The sequence below is a fragment of the Photobacterium sp. NCIMB 13483 genome, assembly GCF_003025475.1.
GTDB lineage: Bacteria > Pseudomonadota > Gammaproteobacteria > Enterobacterales > Vibrionaceae > Photobacterium > Photobacterium piscicola.
In genome coordinates this window covers 1-17098 of the sequence record NZ_PYLV01000021.1, presented here as the reverse complement: position 1 = coordinate 17098, position 17098 = coordinate 1, and the positions used below count along the sequence as shown (strand labels likewise).

14 protein-coding genes and 1 tRNA gene are annotated in these 17098 nt (G+C 37.2%); 10 read left to right on the top strand and 5 right to left on the bottom strand.

From position 1 onward, the window contains the following. Positions 1-155: 155 nt before the first annotated feature. Positions 156-1148 (bottom strand): TDT family transporter, encoded by a 993-nt coding sequence (locus C9I86_RS15070; RefSeq protein WP_107276831.1) that lies wholly within the window; start codon positions 1146-1148, stop codon positions 156-158. 165 nt (positions 1149-1313) lie between these two features. Here C9I86_RS15070 and C9I86_RS15065 point away from each other — a divergent pair, with 165 nt between their 5' ends. Next, positions 1314-2201 (top strand): LysR substrate-binding domain-containing protein, encoded by an 888-nt coding sequence (locus C9I86_RS15065; protein ID WP_107276827.1) that lies wholly within the window; start codon positions 1314-1316, stop codon positions 2199-2201. On the opposite strand, the gene C9I86_RS15060 is transcribed toward C9I86_RS15065, so the two are convergent. Continuing rightward, positions 2198-2884: a DNA-3-methyladenine glycosylase I gene (locus C9I86_RS15060; RefSeq protein ID WP_080158967.1), complete on the bottom strand. Its 687-nt coding sequence runs from the start codon at positions 2882-2884 to the stop codon at positions 2198-2200. The two genes, C9I86_RS15065 and C9I86_RS15060, sit on opposite strands and share 4 nt — an antisense overlap. A gap of 82 nt (positions 2885-2966) precedes the next feature. Here C9I86_RS15060 and C9I86_RS15055 point away from each other — a divergent pair, with 82 nt between their 5' ends. Both C9I86_RS15055 and dapD read left to right on the top strand, forming a co-directional pair. Then, positions 2967-3269 (top strand): YebG family protein, encoded by a 303-nt coding sequence (locus C9I86_RS15055; RefSeq protein WP_065167310.1) that lies wholly within the window; start codon positions 2967-2969, stop codon positions 3267-3269. A 337-nt stretch (positions 3270-3606) separates the two neighbouring features. Next, on the top strand, positions 3607-4638 hold the full coding sequence (gene dapD, locus C9I86_RS15050) for a 2,3,4,5-tetrahydropyridine-2,6-dicarboxylate N-succinyltransferase (protein ID WP_080158966.1): 1032 nt from the start codon (positions 3607-3609) through the stop codon (positions 4636-4638). Positions 4639-4721: 83 nt separating this feature from the next. On the opposite strand, the gene C9I86_RS15045 is transcribed toward dapD, so the two are convergent. Beyond that, complete coding sequence (locus C9I86_RS15045; protein ID WP_235865974.1) at positions 4722-5045, bottom strand: hypothetical protein; 324 nt, start codon at positions 5043-5045, stop codon at positions 4722-4724. Positions 5046-5365: 320 nt separating this feature from the next. Here C9I86_RS15045 and C9I86_RS15040 point away from each other — a divergent pair, with 320 nt between their 5' ends. From C9I86_RS15040 to C9I86_RS15010, 7 genes are all read left to right on the top strand, one after another. Next, positions 5366-7108 (top strand): pyridoxal-dependent decarboxylase, encoded by a 1743-nt coding sequence (locus C9I86_RS15040; protein ID WP_107276825.1) that lies wholly within the window; start codon positions 5366-5368, stop codon positions 7106-7108. A 70-nt stretch (positions 7109-7178) separates the two neighbouring features. Then, a complete protein-coding gene (gene gadC, locus C9I86_RS15035) occupies positions 7179-8624 on the top strand; it encodes a putative glutamine/gamma-aminobutyrate antiporter GadC (protein WP_107276824.1) in 1446 nt (481 codons plus the stop codon). 57 nt (positions 8625-8681) lie between these two features. After that, positions 8682-10115 (top strand): putative glutamine/gamma-aminobutyrate antiporter GadC, encoded by a 1434-nt coding sequence (gene gadC / locus C9I86_RS15030; protein ID WP_107276823.1) that lies wholly within the window; start codon positions 8682-8684, stop codon positions 10113-10115. Positions 10116-10317: 202 nt separating this feature from the next. Continuing rightward, positions 10318-11838, top strand: a complete 1521-nt coding sequence (gene gadC / locus C9I86_RS15025) for a putative glutamine/gamma-aminobutyrate antiporter GadC (protein WP_107276822.1) — start codon at positions 10318-10320, stop codon at positions 11836-11838. 16 nt (positions 11839-11854) lie between these two features. Then, positions 11855-12799, top strand: coding sequence for a glutaminase A (gene glsA, locus C9I86_RS15020; RefSeq protein ID WP_107276821.1), 945 nt, complete (start codon positions 11855-11857; stop codon positions 12797-12799). A 15-nt stretch (positions 12800-12814) separates the two neighbouring features. Beyond that, on the top strand, positions 12815-14215 hold the full coding sequence (locus C9I86_RS15015; protein ID WP_080158963.1) for a glutamate decarboxylase: 1401 nt from the start codon (positions 12815-12817) through the stop codon (positions 14213-14215). Positions 14216-14381: 166 nt separating this feature from the next. Next, on the top strand, positions 14382-14996 hold the full coding sequence (locus tag C9I86_RS15010) for a trimeric intracellular cation channel family protein (protein ID WP_107276820.1): 615 nt from the start codon (positions 14382-14384) through the stop codon (positions 14994-14996). Positions 14997-14999: 3 nt separating this feature from the next. Here C9I86_RS15010 and C9I86_RS15005 read toward each other — a convergent pair whose 3' ends face one another. Further along, positions 15000-16238: an MFS transporter gene (locus C9I86_RS15005; protein ID WP_107276819.1), complete on the bottom strand. Its 1239-nt coding sequence runs from the start codon at positions 16236-16238 to the stop codon at positions 15000-15002. A 780-nt stretch (positions 16239-17018) separates the two neighbouring features. Then, positions 17019-17095, bottom strand: a tRNA-Asp gene (locus tag C9I86_RS15000). Between the last annotated feature and the right edge of the window lie 3 nt (positions 17096-17098).

Genomic DNA, 17098 nt, shown 5'->3' with positions numbered 1-17098 from the left:
TAAATAAATACAGCTTAAAAACGCCAAAAAGCACCACAATTAATATCAATACGTTGTATAAACACCAATAAAAAAGCCCAGCCAAATTGACTGGGCAACACACTCAACATTTATGGGTACAACAACACATTCGTGAAATTACTGCACCATTGCTATCAAATGTTGTGTGGACAGATTTCACTGCGTTGGAATAATCGACTCACTGGTCGATAAAAAGCTAAATAGCGAATGGCTACATAACCAATAATGATACTTGCAACATATAATTCAATTGTAGCTAAACCATGAACTTGAGCTACATAGTGAGCATCAAAGCCATAACTCTTCATCCAAGCAGCGGTTTTAAATAAGGCCGTCGCACCAATCGCCATAGGGAAAGTAAAGGCGGCATAACCTGGGCTAAAGTCTAAGCGTAATAATCGGAAAAAGGCTAAGTAGATCACCGCAGTCATTAGCACCGCAATACCACCTAACATCGCCACGATCACTGGTGACGGTGTAGCGGTAATTGTTAGGTAACCCGCCAAAGATAGACTTGCAGGCGCTGCCATAATCGCAATGGTTGGTTTAGCGCCATCAGGCACTTCATCACGGAACATAAATCGGTAGATCATCATTGGTAACATCACAGCATAAGCAAGCATACCAAACATCAATAATACATAGGCAAGTGGGTGTAATGCTGCCACACCAGGAAATGACACATCAGCAACAATAATACCAATCGGCGGCACGAACCAACTCGGTACCATATGGTGTAAATGGAAATCACGCGCACGGTGAAAAAGGAATAATGCTAAGAAAATAACATGTAATCCAACCGCAAATAGCCAAATATATACACCAACAGTGATCGAGCCATAAACACTGACGGCTTTTGATACCACCATTAATGCCATCGCAAATGTGGGTACGACACTACCAACAACGTGATGAGATAAATCACCCCACAATAGTTTTGGATGCACTAAAAATTTAGCCATTAAAATGAGTAGCATCCCTGCGGCAATCACCGCGCCGGTAATCTGTCCATAACCATGAAGTTGGGCACCATTTTCCCAACACCATAAAATACTGCCAATACCTAATGCTAACCCAGCCATTGGTGTTGGCGCACCAGCGAGTTTTCGTTTTGTTGCTGCAATCATATTTTTACTCCGCTTGAATGATAGCAATAGCGAATTATTGTTTTGTTGCTTGCAGTATACCCGTTTACCAATGTTTATAATAATTGAATATATTTAAAACAGTGTTAAGATTGATTTAACAATAAGACGGGCATGATTCGCCTTACGTCTTTTAATGAGGTAATGATGAATATAGCGTTAAAACAACTCAAAGTTTTTGTGACTGTAGCGCAAGAAAAAACAATTACCGCCGCTGCAGAAAAATTATTTTTATCAAAGCCTGCTGTTAGTATGGCGCTCTCTGAATTGGAAAAACAGTTAGATCATAAACTGTTTGATCGCAACAACAATCGTTTAATAATCAATGAACAAGGAAAACGACTATTACCTCTTGCTGATGAACTTTTAGCTCGTTCAAATGCGATTGAAAATTTATTTGATCAAGCGGGTCCATTAACTGGTCAATTAAAAGTAGGATCAAGTGATACCGTAGGTAATCAAGTAACCCCCTTTTTATTACGCGATTTTAGACTTGAAACCCAACATCGAGATCAAACATTATTTATCTCAAACACCGCTCAAATCTGTCATAAGCTGACAGAATTTGAATTAGATGTGGGTTTAGTTGAAGGCAAAGTACAACACTCAGATCTTGTTGTTCAACCGTGGCTCAGTGATCAAATGGTGATTGCCTGTCACCCACAACATCCATTAACACAGATTGAAAATTTACAGCTATCAGATCTCGAAAATTCAGAATGGGTATTAAGAGAGATAGGATCAGGCACGCGTGAATTTTTTCTAAATCGTATTTCACCACGACTAGATAAATGGACCACGTCATTTGAATTAAATACTACTGAAGCTATCATCAATTGCGTCAGTGCCGATTTAGGTATTACCTGTATCTCTCAACGAGCAATAATACATGCGGTTGAAGAACAACGCGTCGCCATACTAACGATCCCCCTTGATATGAGCCGTCAATATTGGATGCTGTATCATCAAGAAAAATATCAAAGCCCATTATTAAAGCTATTTTTGACATTTTGCCAACAGTGGCAATTTGATTAAACGCGATTATCACCCACACTAAAAGCAATAATTTGGCTGATCTGCGTTAATGATCGGCCTGATTGTTGTTGCCAATGATTAAATGCATTCTGCGCTGCGCGTAATGATTTTAACGTATCACGGCCGCCATCAATAATATCAGTATGACGTAAATAAGCTTCCACATCTTGGGTAAATAAAAAACTATCTTTACCCAAACCACGCAAACTATACGCCCCAGTCTTACCGCCTAAACGACAACCATTTTTCTTTAAATATAGCCATAATCCAACAATGTCCTGCTCAGGCCAATCGGCAACCATGGTAGAAAATGAACCATATTCCAATGCCGCCCGATGGATCATATTGGCATTTTCAGGGATCGTCATGACCTTTTTTAAATCTCGAATAATAGAAGCATCTTGGGCTTTTCGCTCCCACATTTCAGTTGGCATCAAGCCCATTTTTTCAATATCAAACTCAAAAAATGCTTGCTCAAAGGCAGGCCACTTATTACGCACAACTTGCCAACGAATACCACACTGAAACACTTTTTGCGTAAATTCAGCTAACCAACGGTGATCAGGAATTAATTTTAATTGCTCATTATTCAATGGGGTTGTTAATAATTGTTCTAAATTTAATTCACCGCCCTTTCTTTCAGCAGCACGATGATAAATCTGGTTAAATTTTTCTCGAGTCATCACATTCACACGCTTAGCACTAGACTCACTCACCATACTACTGTATAAGCGACCAGTAAATAAATTTTAGGAGAGGATGACCATGGCAGTTATCGTCAAATATGTAGTAGAGCGCAACGGGGAAGAAAAGATGACTTTTACCTCTAAATCCGAAGCCGACGCATATGACAAAATGCTTGATATGGCAGATGATATGTTTGCTTTATTAAGTGAAAGTGACTTATTTGAAGATGAAGCAAAACAAGAAGAACTATCTATGTTCTTAGCGCAAAAGCGTGAACAAGTCTTGGTTGCTTTAGGCGCAAAAAAAGCCAAACCAGCACCAAAAGCAAAAGCTGTAAAACCTGAAGTTGTTGCCGATGAGCAGCAGCAAGACGCCGCATAATTTTTCGATTATTCAGTTTGTCGTCGAAAGCCTCCTAATGGAGGTTTTTTTTATTCTTTATATTCTCCCCCCCACTTGTCACTTTTCTCTGCGTCATTGTGAACAAATAAAAGTTTCAAAATGAATTGTATTATGTCCGTTTTTCGTCAATAAACTATCATTTTGCTCTGATTATCAGTTCAGCTCTTCTTTATTTTTGTAACTGTCTTTATGATAGATAAATTAGCGGTAAATCATCGATTAACTCAATAGGCAATCACTGACTTTAGTTATTGATGATCGCATTATTTTAATTACCGCATCGTATTATTTTATTTGAAATGGAGAACAGGTAATCATGTCTAGCTTTTCACTTGCCCTAGGTACTGCAACTAAAAACCGAGATGGAAAAATTATAGAAGCGTTTTTCCCTACCCCAACGCTACATCCATCTGAACAACTTGTAAAAGACATTGCAGCTATCGTAGATTATCACGGTGGTAACCAAGCGATTGAGGTTACACCTGAGCAATGTGCTGCAATTGCATCTGCCTTTGAAGATGCTAATGATGAAGTAAGCGCACAATTTGCAGCTAAAGCAACATTGTCTTCACAGCCACTGGTTATGGTTATGCTTAAAACAGACATCTCACCAGTATCTGTTGCTGAAGGTTTCTTAAAACTACAACTTATTTCTCACCGTTTAGTGAAACCACACGGTTTAGTTCTTGATGGCATCTTTGGTTTATTACACAACATTGCATGGACAAACCAAGGTCCTATCGACTTACCAGAACTTGCTGAGCGCCAAATGGATGCGCGTCTTAATGGCGAAACTATCACTGTTGATTGCGTAGATAAGTTTCCTAAAATGGTGGACTACATCGTACCAACAGGCGTACGTATTGCTGATACATCCCGTGTTCGCTTAGGTGCACATGTGGGTGAAGGCACCACTGTTATGCATGAAGGCTTCATTAACTTCAATGCTGGTACAACAGGCGTAAGCATGGTTGAAGGGCGTATTTCTGCAGGTGTTATGGTGGGTAATGGCTCTGACATCGGTGGTGGCGCTTCAATTATGGGTACACTATCAGGCGGCGGTAAAGTCGTGGTATCCATTGGTGAAAATAGCCTTTTAGGTGCCAACGCTGGCCTTGGTTTCCCTCTGGGTGATCGTTGCACTATTGAATCAGGCTTATATGTTACTGCAGGTTCAAAAGTACAAATGCTTGATGCTGACGGTAAAGCTGTTGAAACAGCCAAAGCACGCGATCTTGCAGGTAAAGCAGATCTCTTGTTCCGTCGTAACTCAATGACTGGCCAAATTGAATGTTTAACCAATAAAACAGCAATTGAACTAAACAGCGAACTGCACAGCAATAACTAATTAATGTCTGCTACTCAATGATCGCCAACGGCCGCAATGCTGCTATATATTGGTATAACAAATAGCATCGCGGCCGTTTTTAATTATGCTTCAGTCTCGAGTTGTGGCTTTTTCTTAATAATATAAATAAAGGGATTCGCAAATGAGAATTTACTTCCCTGAGTAGTTAAGCGCTTATCTCGCATCGCCACTAATACTTCTTTTTGCACTTTAACCAAAGCAAAGAAGCGCAACATCATAAAACCAATTAAAATCGGTAAAAATACTGAACCCGCCTCATTTGACTGCAAAATAAAACTGATCGCCATCCAACCCACAATCATCGCGACTAATAAATAAAACGACGCGGTTTTCAATTCAATTCTAACTTCTGAGTCCGTTTCATTACGCTGGAAAAAAAATTTCACTGGTTGTCTCATCTAATATTAAATATACATTTGATTATTATGTAATTAGCAAAGAATAACATCACAATTTAAATCTTTATTTGCTAGTTCTATCACAAAATAACAACGCATCGGCATCAAAAAAATAAGATGTCACATTTCAATTTTACACAGTGACAACAACTTATAAAGTAGTAATTTATAAATCGATGATAACCATTGAACTGCATAACTAGTTATCATGTGAGCATAATCACTGAGTCATAGCCTACGATTTTAATTTTAACCATAGACTTCTCTACAGTGTTCTGTTTGTAATAATACATTCAAGGATATTTAAGATGAAAACTTATGAAAGTAATTGGAACTCAGATAATCAAATAAAAGATGATGCAAGTAATTGGGCAAAATATCGTAAAGAAATGATCAGTGCTTTTCCAGCCTATCAAAAAGAAACACCTGATCCATTAGCGGCTGCAATTGATAAAGCGGTTAAAGCGATTGATCAACTCCGTCCAGAAGCAGAAGGTCCAGCTTATTTAGGCAAAAATCCTGAATTAACCATTGATTTTGATCATGTTAAACATATCAGCATGCCAGCCAAAATGAGTTCTGCTGATAAGGTTATTGATGATACTGTTGAATTATTTGAGGGTTTACCAAACTGGGGTCATCCTCTAACAATGTGCAATGTTATACCTCAAGCTAATACAGCTTCTATCATTGCAGCTGTTTTATCTGAAATATACTCACCTAACATTCTTGAAGGCGAATATTCATGGAATGTACACCGTGCAGAATTAGAAAGTGCAGGTATGTTAGGTAATTTATTTGGATGGAATCCTGATACAACAGGTTGTTTATATACTTACGGTGGTTCAGGTTGTTGGACTTATCATGTGAAATACGCATTAAGCCGTGTATTACATGATTCGCGCACTAAAGGTGTACGTACAGACGCTAAAGTTATTTGTTCACAACAAGCTCACTATACCATGCTTAATAGCACTGATTGGATGGGTTTAGGGACTGACAACATTATTAAAGTCCGTACTAATATCAATACAAATGCAATGGATCTTCAACATTTAGAAGAAATTCTAAAAGACTGTAAAGAGAAAAACATTCCAGTTGCGTCTGTTGTCTGTACCATGGGTACAACTGATGCAAATGCCTTTGATCCTATAGCTCAAGTTCGTGAGTTAATGGATAAATATCCAAATGACAGCACTCAGTATGGTAAAGCATTACTTTATGCTGATGCTGTTGTATGTTGGGCATGGCTAGCCTTCCGTGAATACGATTTTGAAAAAAATCCACTTGAATTTTCTGCAGATGTACTTCCATTAATTAAAGCTAACTGCGAAGCACTTGAAGGTGTGAAATTTGCTGATGCTATTGGTGTCGACTTCCATAAAGCAGGTTGGTCTCCATATGCTAGTAGCTGTTTTGTTTATCAAAACTGTGATGAGTTTGAAAATCTACTTAAACGTCCAGGCTCTGCATATCTACAGCCTCGTTCACCATATAATCCTTTAGACTACACACTTGAAGTATCTCGTGCAGCAACTGGTTCATTGGCTGGATGGGCAACAATGAAATACTTCGGTTATGAAGGTTTCCAAGCAATTCTTGGTGGTATCTTAGAAAATCAAAACTTCTTACGTAATATTATTGCAGCTCATACAGAAACTGTATGTGTAAACCCTGAAGATCATGGTCTGGTAACATTATTCCGCGCTTATCCTGAGGGTGTTATTGCGGAAGAAGAATACCGTAAAGAATTAACCGATCCTGCTTATAAAGAACAATTAGTTAAAAATAATATTTTAACTAAAGCTATTGGTGATAAATTATACCATTGGTTCCGTAATGGTAAAAAAGTCAACGGTCGTTGCACTCCATATTTAAGTTTCAGTACCGGCTTCCGTGTTGCTGAATATAATCGTGATGCATCAGATCCAGAAGCTTGTATTTTTGCATTAAAAGCTTTCCCTATGAATGTTCATGTCACTCCAGATATTATGCGTCATGTTATTGATTGCGTTTTAGCTGCAAGAGACGAAGTTATTTCTGAACAGTAATTTAAGATGAACAAAAACACCGACAGTAATGTCGGTGTTTTTTCCATAACTTATTTTTATGGGGTGAGATATGTCAACGGATATATCAACAAATAAAGCATCAACTAAAGCAAAAATAACAGTTGCGACATTAGCAATAATGAATATAACAACTGTTGTAAGTTTACGTGGATTTTCAGCAGAAGCTGAATATGGTATTACAGCCGTTTTTTATTATATTTTTGCAGCTATCGTATTCCTTATTCCCGTTGCCTTATGTGCAGCAGAATTAGCAACCGGTTGGCCACAAAAAGGTGGGATATTTAATTGGGTAAGTAAAGCATTTGGTCACCGTTTTGGATTTTTAGCCATTTATTTACAATGGTTAGCAACCACGATTTGGTTTCCAACTGTTCTTATTTTTGCAGGGGTTGCTTTAGCTTTTATTGGTCCAGATCAAACATTTGATCAGGCATTAGCAGCAAACCGTTTTTACAGTGGGTTAGTTGTTTTAGTTGTTTATTGGTTTGCAACGTTCATCAGTTTAAAAGGTTTAAAAACAGCAGCAAAAATAAGTTCTCTTGCCGGATTAGTCGGTACCATTATTCCTGGTATTATTTTAGTTACTCTTGCTGGTATTTATGTTGCAAATGGTAACCCGATTCATTTTAATCCATCTATGCATGGGTTTATACCAGACTTTAGTAATTTTAATAACCTTGTATTAGCTGCTAGTATCTTCCTTTTCTTTGCTGGTATGGAAATAAATGCTGTACACGTTACTGAAGTAGATAATCCATCAAGAAATTATCCTATAGCTATTATTTGCGCTACAATTTTCACTGTTATTATCTTTATTTTTGGTACACTTTCAATCGCAACAATTATTCCTAAAGATCAAATAAATTTGGTCCAAAGCCTATTAGTAGCATACGATAAATTATTTGCACACTTCGGTTTAGGCTGGCTAGGAAATGTGACAGCCATTGCTCTTGCTTTAGGTGTTCTTGGTCAAATAATTGCCATTATCTCTGGGCCTTCAGCAGGTATATTACAAGTTGGCCGTGAAGGATATTTACCGTTATCACTACAAAAAGTAAATAAAAATGGCGTTCAAAAAAATATTCTAATGTGCCAAGGTGGAATAGTAACAGCACTTGTTATTATCATGATGATATTACCGTCAGTACAAGCAGCTTATCAAATGATTAGTCAACTAGCGGTTATATTATATCTTGCTATGTATATTATGTTATTTTTATCTGTTATTTATTTACGTTATAAAGAGCCAAATACTCCACGCCCATACAAACTACCTGGTGGTATGGTTGGTTTATGGATAATTGCAGGGGTTGGTCTATTAGGTTCTATTCTAGCCTTTGTTTTAAGCTTTATTCCACCATCACAAATATCAGTTGGCTCACCTTCAACTTATATTGGAATTCTTGTTATAGGAACAGTCGGTTTTATAATAATACCATTTATTATTTATGCCTATCGTAAAAAAGATTGGTTAACTACTTCTGATAATAATTAACTAAATAACATGCTGCAGATGTTTAATAAAACATCTGCAGCATGTCTGTGAGTCATCATGGATATTAACTCTAAAAGTAATATAAAAAAAAATATAAAGCTTGGTATTTTAACGTTTATTGTTATGAATACAATTACCGTATTAAGTCCAAGAGGGTTTGCACCTGAAGCAATGTATGGATTAACCTCTGTATTTTATTATATCTTTGCAGCAATATGTTTTTTAATCCCCGTATCACTCGTTTCTGCAGAACTAGCTACAGGTTGGCCTCAAAAAGGGGGGGTATTTAATTGGGTTAGTGCCGCTTTTGGAAAACAAGTGGGTTTTATCGCTATTTATTTACAATGGCTAGCAACAACTATTTGTTTTCCGACAATGTTAATATTTATTGCTGTTTCTATTGCTTTTATTGATGTAAAACATGCAAATTTATTATCAACTAATAAGTATTATACTTTATCTATTATTCTATTTTTCTATTGGTTTTCCGTATTTACCACATCTAAAGGTGTTAAATCCGCCGCTAAAATAGGATCTATTGCAGGCATTATAGGTACAATAATACCACTGGCAATTCTATTTATTAGTGGTATTGCTTACGTTTATTTAAAAGGTACTATTGATTTTACCATCTCTAGCCAAAAATTATTTCCTAATATTTTACATTTTCACAACCTGGTATTAGCCGCCAGTGTTTTTCTATTCTATTCTGGTATGGAAATAAATGCAGTTCATGTTCAAAGCATGAATAATCCTTTAAAAAACTATCCCATTTCAGTAGGTATAGCTGCAAGCCTTGTCGTTATTTGTCATATTATAGGTACATTATTGATAAGTGCGATTATCCCTCACAATCAAATTAATATTGTTAATAGTCTATTTACTACTTATGATACAATATTTAAATACTTCCATATATCATGGATGGGTGAAATTATTACTGCAGCAATAGCTGTTGGTGCATTTGCTCAGATTACCGTAATTATTGCAGGGCCATCTACAGGTTTATTTCAAGTTGGGAAAAAAGGTTATTTACCACCCAAGCTACAAAAAAGTAATCAACATGGTGTACAAATGCCTCTCCTTTATCTTCAAGGTGCAATTGTTACTACTTTATCGTTCTTACTTATTATTTTGCCATCAGTACAATCAACTTTTCAAATATTAGGGCAACTAGCTTCTATCTTATATTTAATAATGTATTTATTATTATTCTCTAGCGCTATTTATCTCCGTTATAAAGAACCTAACATTAACCGACCATATAAAGTACCATTTGGTAACGTAGGCATGTGGATTATTGGATCTCTTGGATTTATATCTAGCCTTTTAGCATTATGCTTAAGTTTTATTCCACCAGGCCAATTTAACACTGGTAGTACTTTATTATATATAGCCATATTAATAACATTAACAATACTATTTTTATTAGTACCTATTCTTATTTATAAAAATAAAAAATCATCTTGGTTAATAGAAAAAGCAAATTAACGCATCTATATTAGATAATAATATTTCATTAATGAAAAACAATTAAAGGCACATATTTATGCTTTTACTACAATCTACATAAATGAAACATAAACAATTGCTTTTACAATTTTACCAAAATCACTACGCAATGCTATTTTAATAACTTAAACAATAAGAAAATAGATATTTATATCTATTCATTTTTTAATATAGGTTAATTATGGCTAGTGTGGAAAAAATCAAAAAAGGGGGGATCAGCATATTCGCGTTAGCAATGTTAAATATCGTTGCTGTTGTGAGTTTGCGTGGTCTTCCAGCAGAAGCTGAATACGGACTGAGCTCCATTTTTTATTATATTTTTGCCGCCGTAGTATTTCTGATTCCTGTTTCACTCGTCGCCGCTGAACTTGCTACAGGTTGGTCGGAAAAAGGCGGGGTATTTCGTTGGGTGGGCGAAGCATTTGGTCCACGTTTAGCGTTAGTTGCTATTTTCATGTTATGGATTGAAGTTACTGTATGGTTCCCAACCGCGCTGACTTTTGGTTCAGTATCACTTGCGTTCATGGGCCCAGATCAGTCATGGGACCAAGCATTATCCCAGAATAAATTCTTCGTATTGGGAATAGTGTTAGCGATTTACTGGTTAGCTACTTTTATCGCTTTACGTGGTACCGCAGCGTTTTCTAAAGTCGCTAAATGGGGTGGTTTAATTGGTACGGTTATTCCTGGTATCGTGTTAATTATTTTAGGTTTCTCTTACCTATTCTTCTCAGGTCGTCCACCACAAGTGCAATTATCTTGGCATGATGTGATTCCTGACTTTTCTAACTTTAATAATGTTGTTTTAGCTGCCAGTATTTTCTTGTTCTATGCCGGTATGGAAATGAACGCTATTCACGTTAAAGAAGTTGATGACGCACCACGTAACTACCCTATTGCGATTGCGATTGCTGCGATTGGTACTGTGTGTGTATTTGTACTAGGTACACTGGCTATCGCTTTTGTTATCCCTCAAAAAGATATCAACTTAACTCAAAGTTTATTAGTCGCTTACGATGATATGTTTGCTTGGGCGGGTATCAGCTGGGCTGCGCCAATTATGGCTGCATGTTTAGCACTTGGTGTACTTGCAGGGGTTGTCGGTTGGGTTGCGGGTCCTTCATCTGCATTGCTTGTTGTTGCTAAAGGCGGTTATTTACCTCGCTTTTTCCAATATACCAATAAACACGGTATGGCAACGCACATCATGATGGTGCAAGCTTTCTTGGTGACCATTATTTCCGTTGTATTTGTAGTATTACCTTCTGTTCAAGCTGCTTATCAAATTCTAAGCCAATTAACAGTCGTACTTTACCTTATCATGTACTTGTTAATGTTCGCTGCCGCTATTCACTTACGTTACAGCCAACCTAACCGTCCACGTCCATACAAAATCCCTGGTGGTGATATGGGCATGTGGATCATCGCTGGTGTCGGTTTCTCTGGTTCACTATTAGCGTTCATCTTCTCTTTTATTCCACCAAGTCAAATTGCGGTGGGCAGCCCTGAAGAATACGTTGGCTTCTTAGTCGTCTTAACGGTGATCTTCGTATTAATTCCATTGTTTATATACAAAGCTCGTCAACCTCACTGGAAAGATCCAGCAGTGACTGACTTTGCACCCTTTACTTGGGAAATTGAAAACGTTCACCCTGGTGTTATTAACCCATCAGACAAAATTACTCATACCTTGAATCAATAGCGTTAAGGATGCGTCAATGTCACAACTAAATGAAAAGCTTGCTGTCGTTATGCAGCAAGCGCTAGACGAAGCAAAAACAAATATGGCAGGCGACAATGCCTCCTATATTCCTTTTTTAGCTTCCGTACCATCAGAATTAACAGGACTGGCTTTCGTTTCTGTTACTGGTGAAGTGATTCAATTACAAGATGCTGATTATAAATTTGCGATTGAGTCTATTTCAAAAATCATGACGCTCGGGTTAGTGCTTGAGCAATCTGGAGCAGATGCATTACACAGTAAAGTCGGTGCAGAACCTACTGGCATGCCATTTAATTCAGTGCTTGCCCTTGAACTACACCAAGGTAAGCCCTTAACCCCCCTCGTCAATGCAGGCGCTATGGCGACAGTGAGTTTAGTTAAGGCGACAGATAAAGAACAACGCTGGCAGCAGATTTTACATTTCCAATCACTGCTCGCAAACAGTGCGATTACGCTCTCTGATGAAGTCAATCAATCTGAGCAAACCACTAATACTCATAACCGTGCTATTGCATTGTTATTAGAGTCATCTGGTCGTATGTACTCAGAGCCACTTGAAGCTTGTGATGTTTATACTCGCCAATGTTCCACCCTATTTAATGCGGTAGAACTAGCAACAGTAGGGGCAACACTGGCTAATGGCGGTAAAAATCCATGTTCAGGTGAACAGTTAATTCAACCTCAAAATATTCCCCATATTCTTGCAGAAATGGCGATGGAAGGTCTTTACGATACCTCTGGCGACTGGGCATATGATGTTGGTCTACCCGGTAAAAGTGGTGTTGGTGGTGGTTTATTAACAGTGATACCCAACATTGGCGCACTCGCAGCATTTTCACCACGACTAGACCCATTTGGCAATAGTATTCGTGGTCAGCAAATGATTAAACATGTTACTCAAGCAATGGCTTGGAACTTATTTAGCAGTAAGCAACATTAAGGTAGGAAGAAAATTATGGCTCTTCATGAAGTAAACCGTCAATCAGGTAATGATCCAATCTTTGGTTCAGAAGCGATTAATAACGTTGCGGCAACTACCAAGCTACCTCAGCAAGAACAAGCACCCAATGTGATCTATCAAATGATTCGCGATGAACTTTATCTCGATGGTAATTCACGTCAAAACCTAGCCACGTTTTGCCAAACATGGGAAGAAGACGAAGTTCATAAATTAATGGATCTATCTATTGATAAGAACATGATAGATAAAGATGAATACCCTCAATCAGCAGAAATAGAAGGACGTTGTGTCCATATTTTAGCGGATTTATGGAATTCACCTGAATCAGTAACAACCGTTGGTACTTCAACAACAGGTTCGAGTGAAGCCTGTATGCTTGGTGGTTTAGCAGCACTTTGGCGTTGGCGTGAAAAGCGTCGTGCGCTAGGTCAACCAACAGATAAACCCAATATGGTTTGTGGTCCTGTTCAAGTATGTTGGGAAAAATTTGCCCGCTACTGGGACGTAGAAATGCGTGAAACTAAAATGGACGAAGGGCATTATTTCATGACCCCTGAAGACATGTTAGAACTTGTTGATGCTAACACCATTATGGTTGTGCCTACTTTTGGCCAAACCTTTACAGGGCTATACGAAACCGTAAAACCATTATCAGATGCACTAGATACTTATGAGCATGATACTGGTAACTCAATTGATATTCACGTTGATGGTGCAAGCGGCGCAATGTTAGCACCTTTCTGTGCACCAAATATTGAACCTTGGGACTTCCGCCTTGAACGCGTGAAATCAATCAGTACTTCTGGCCATAAATTTGGTTTATCACCACTAGGTGTGGGCTGGGTTGTATGGCGCAATAAAGAAGATTTACCTGAAGGCTTAATCTTCCATGTTAACTACCTTGGTGGTGACATGCCTACTTTTGCACTAAACTTCTCTCGCCCTGCGGGTCAAATTATATCTCAATACTATAATTTCCTTCGCTTAGGCTTTGAAGGTTACCAACGTATTCATAATGCAAGCTACGATGTGTGTGAATATTTAGTTAAAGAGCTTAATAAGTTTAATCTATTTGAGTTCTTATTTGATGGTAATCGAGAAAAAGGGATCCCTGCAATTTCATGGCGCTTAAAAGCTGATGTGAATGTACCGTTTACTCTTTATGATGTTGCTGATCGTTTACGTACTCGTGGCTGGTTAGTACCTGCTTATAGCCTGCCTGCAAATGCTCAGGAAATTGTGGTGCAACGTATATTAGTTAAACAAGGTCTAACCGTTGATCTTGCTAATCTATTAATCGCTGACTTTACCCGCTCTATTGAATTTCTTACTTCACATGCAGCTTCTCAATGTACTGCTGAAGATGTAAAAACATTTGATCATAGCGGTCGATAATATTTTCTAATCTCACATATAAACATCATAAAAAAGGTCGGATTTCCGGCCTTTTTTTATTTTTGAAAACACTATCACCATTTTTACTCTCTGGTATGAACACCACTGCATGTTAGTATCAAGTTTAAATTTATTCCCGTGATATTAATATGTTATAGGCTTATTTATGCTAATTCACACCATTGAAATTATCTGTATCGTTGCCTTTGCATTAAGTGCTGTAATAAGTGAAGCTAACATAGGTAAAGATATCGTTAGTGTCATGGTATTAGGTTGGATAACAGCACTTGGTGGCGGTACTGTACGAGATATTATTCTTTCAACAGGACAAGTATTTTGGATTAGGGATCCCTCTTATTTTTGGACGGCACTGATTACTTCTTTTGTCGGCTTTTTCCTCGCGCCCCACCTTCGTAAAATAAAAGCCGAACGTTTGATCGTTGTACTCGATGCCATTGGAATTGCAATGTTTTCCGTACTCGTCACTAAGAATATGGTTGCTGAGCATTATGCAGGTTATGTTGCAGTTACTATGGGAATGATCACCGCAGTCTTTGGTGGTGTATTACGTGATGTTATTCTGGCTCGGCCAACAATGTTCAATAATACTGAATTTTATGCCAGCCCAGTCATTATTGGTTGCTACCTTTATATTCTTCAAATTAAATTTTCAATCAGTCCTAATATTGCCACTCTAACCAGTATTAGCTTTATTATTATTGTAAGAATGTACATTGTGATCAAAAAAATCACCTTCCCTAAATGGTTACTCTTAAAATAATTTTTAATCTGTAGTATTTAACATCGCATAAGCCTGACTATACTTACCTATTATCGCTAATATCAATCCAATTAATGCTGTTAATATAATCAATATCGCTAATGATAAAATATGATCAAAACCTGCATATATAAAAAACAATATAAATAAAGCAGCTGAAATCATTTGCCCACAGCCAGATAATGCACTAACTGTTCCAAATTTATTACTATACGGTACAAGTAGTAATGATTGAGAACAAGGGTAAATAAAAGCTTGCGCAACAGCTATACCAATAAAACCGCAAGTAATAATGAAAAGATTTGAAGGATAAAGAAAAAACAATAGACCAACAACAAATTGGATAAAAGGTGCAATAAATACAATATGATGAGTACCATAAGATTTACGAAAGATAAAACATAAAAAGCTAGATAATAGAAAAGCAACTGCCGGTATAATAGTCCAGTAAGCATAAGCTTCTGAACTTAAACCGAATTGACGTTCAAAAATAAATGGCGATAATGCACCACAAAAAATAACTAAAGCCCAATTAATCCATCCCATAATAGCATAAGATAAAAAATATCTATCCGTTAATAAGTCTCGATAATATAAAACAATTGGAATAAAAGATATTTTATCTCTAGATGTTTTTAATGTCTCCGGTAAATAAAAAACCAATACTAGATACCCTAAAATAATATAAATTAATAAAACATTAAAAACAGCCACCCATCCAAAATTATGATTAACTAATCCACCGACAATAGGTGAAAAAATAGGAATAAAAGCCGAAATTATAGATAATCCAGTTACAGCTGTTAAAAAAAACTTATTTTTATAACTATCATGTAGAATCGAACGGGAAATTACAGATTCACAACCACTCCCAACGCCTTGAATAAAACGACCAATCACTAAATAATAAAACTCATTTGAAAATAAAAATATTATCACTAACCCTAATATAGAAATAAATAGCCCTACAAATAAAGTAAGTCGCCTACCATAAATATAAGATAATGGTCCATATATTAATTGAGAAGGCCCATAACCCAATAAATATCCTATAATCACCCATTCAACAACACGCTGATTAATATCAAAACTATCACTAATCCAAGGAAGAAGAGGAAATATCAGACCTAAACTTAGTTGGCCCATACTTATAATTAATATAGTTAAAAAGAAAATATCCCATTTATCTTTAATCACCTCTTTTACCTGAGTAACTAAAGGTGCTTCTGGTGAAATTCCCATACCAAAATAGTTTAACCTTCAATAAAATGATAAACATGGTTAATTTTATGCTTCATTTATTAAAAGTTTCAGGTTAGTTGCTCAATATAAGTTTACTTATATTTTATTAAATAATATTTTAACTAACAAAACCACTGCCCAGCTATCTCGATTCAGGTTTCTTTAATAAATAGCGGAGTGGACGGGACTTGCTATAGCTAACATAACAACCAAGGCATCAGCGCGTCCATTTCCCATAAAATAAGAGTCGTGACTAGCCGCTAAGGTTCCCAATAGAAAGTTAATCAACCGAACTACCACTTCGCAGTATCTATTCAGCATCATCTTTCTTTTATACTGGCGAAAAAAAAACCTGAATCTTTCGAATCAGGTTTCTTAAATGAATGTGAAGTGGACGGGACTTGCCATAGCTAACTTTACAACCAAGGCATCAGCGCGTCCATTTCCCATAAAATAAGAGTCGTGACTAGCCGCTAAGCTTACCAATAAAAAGTTAATCAACTGAACTACCACTCCGTAGTGTCTATTCAGCTTCATTTTACTTTTAGACAGACGAAAAAAAACCTGAATCTTTCGATTCAGGTTTCTTAAATGAATGTGAAGTGGACGGGACTTGCTATACCGAACATCAGCGCGCGCCCCCCTGCGTGTAAGGCCGCTAAGCTTACCAATAAAAAGTTAACCAACTGAACTACCACTCCGCAGTGTCTATTCAGCTTCATTTTACTTTTAGACAGACGAAAAAAAACCTGAATCTTTCGATTCAGGTTTCTTCAATAATGGCGGAGTGGACGGGACTCGAACCCGCGACCCCCGGCGTGACAGGCCGGTATTCTAACCAACTGAACTACCACTCCGCA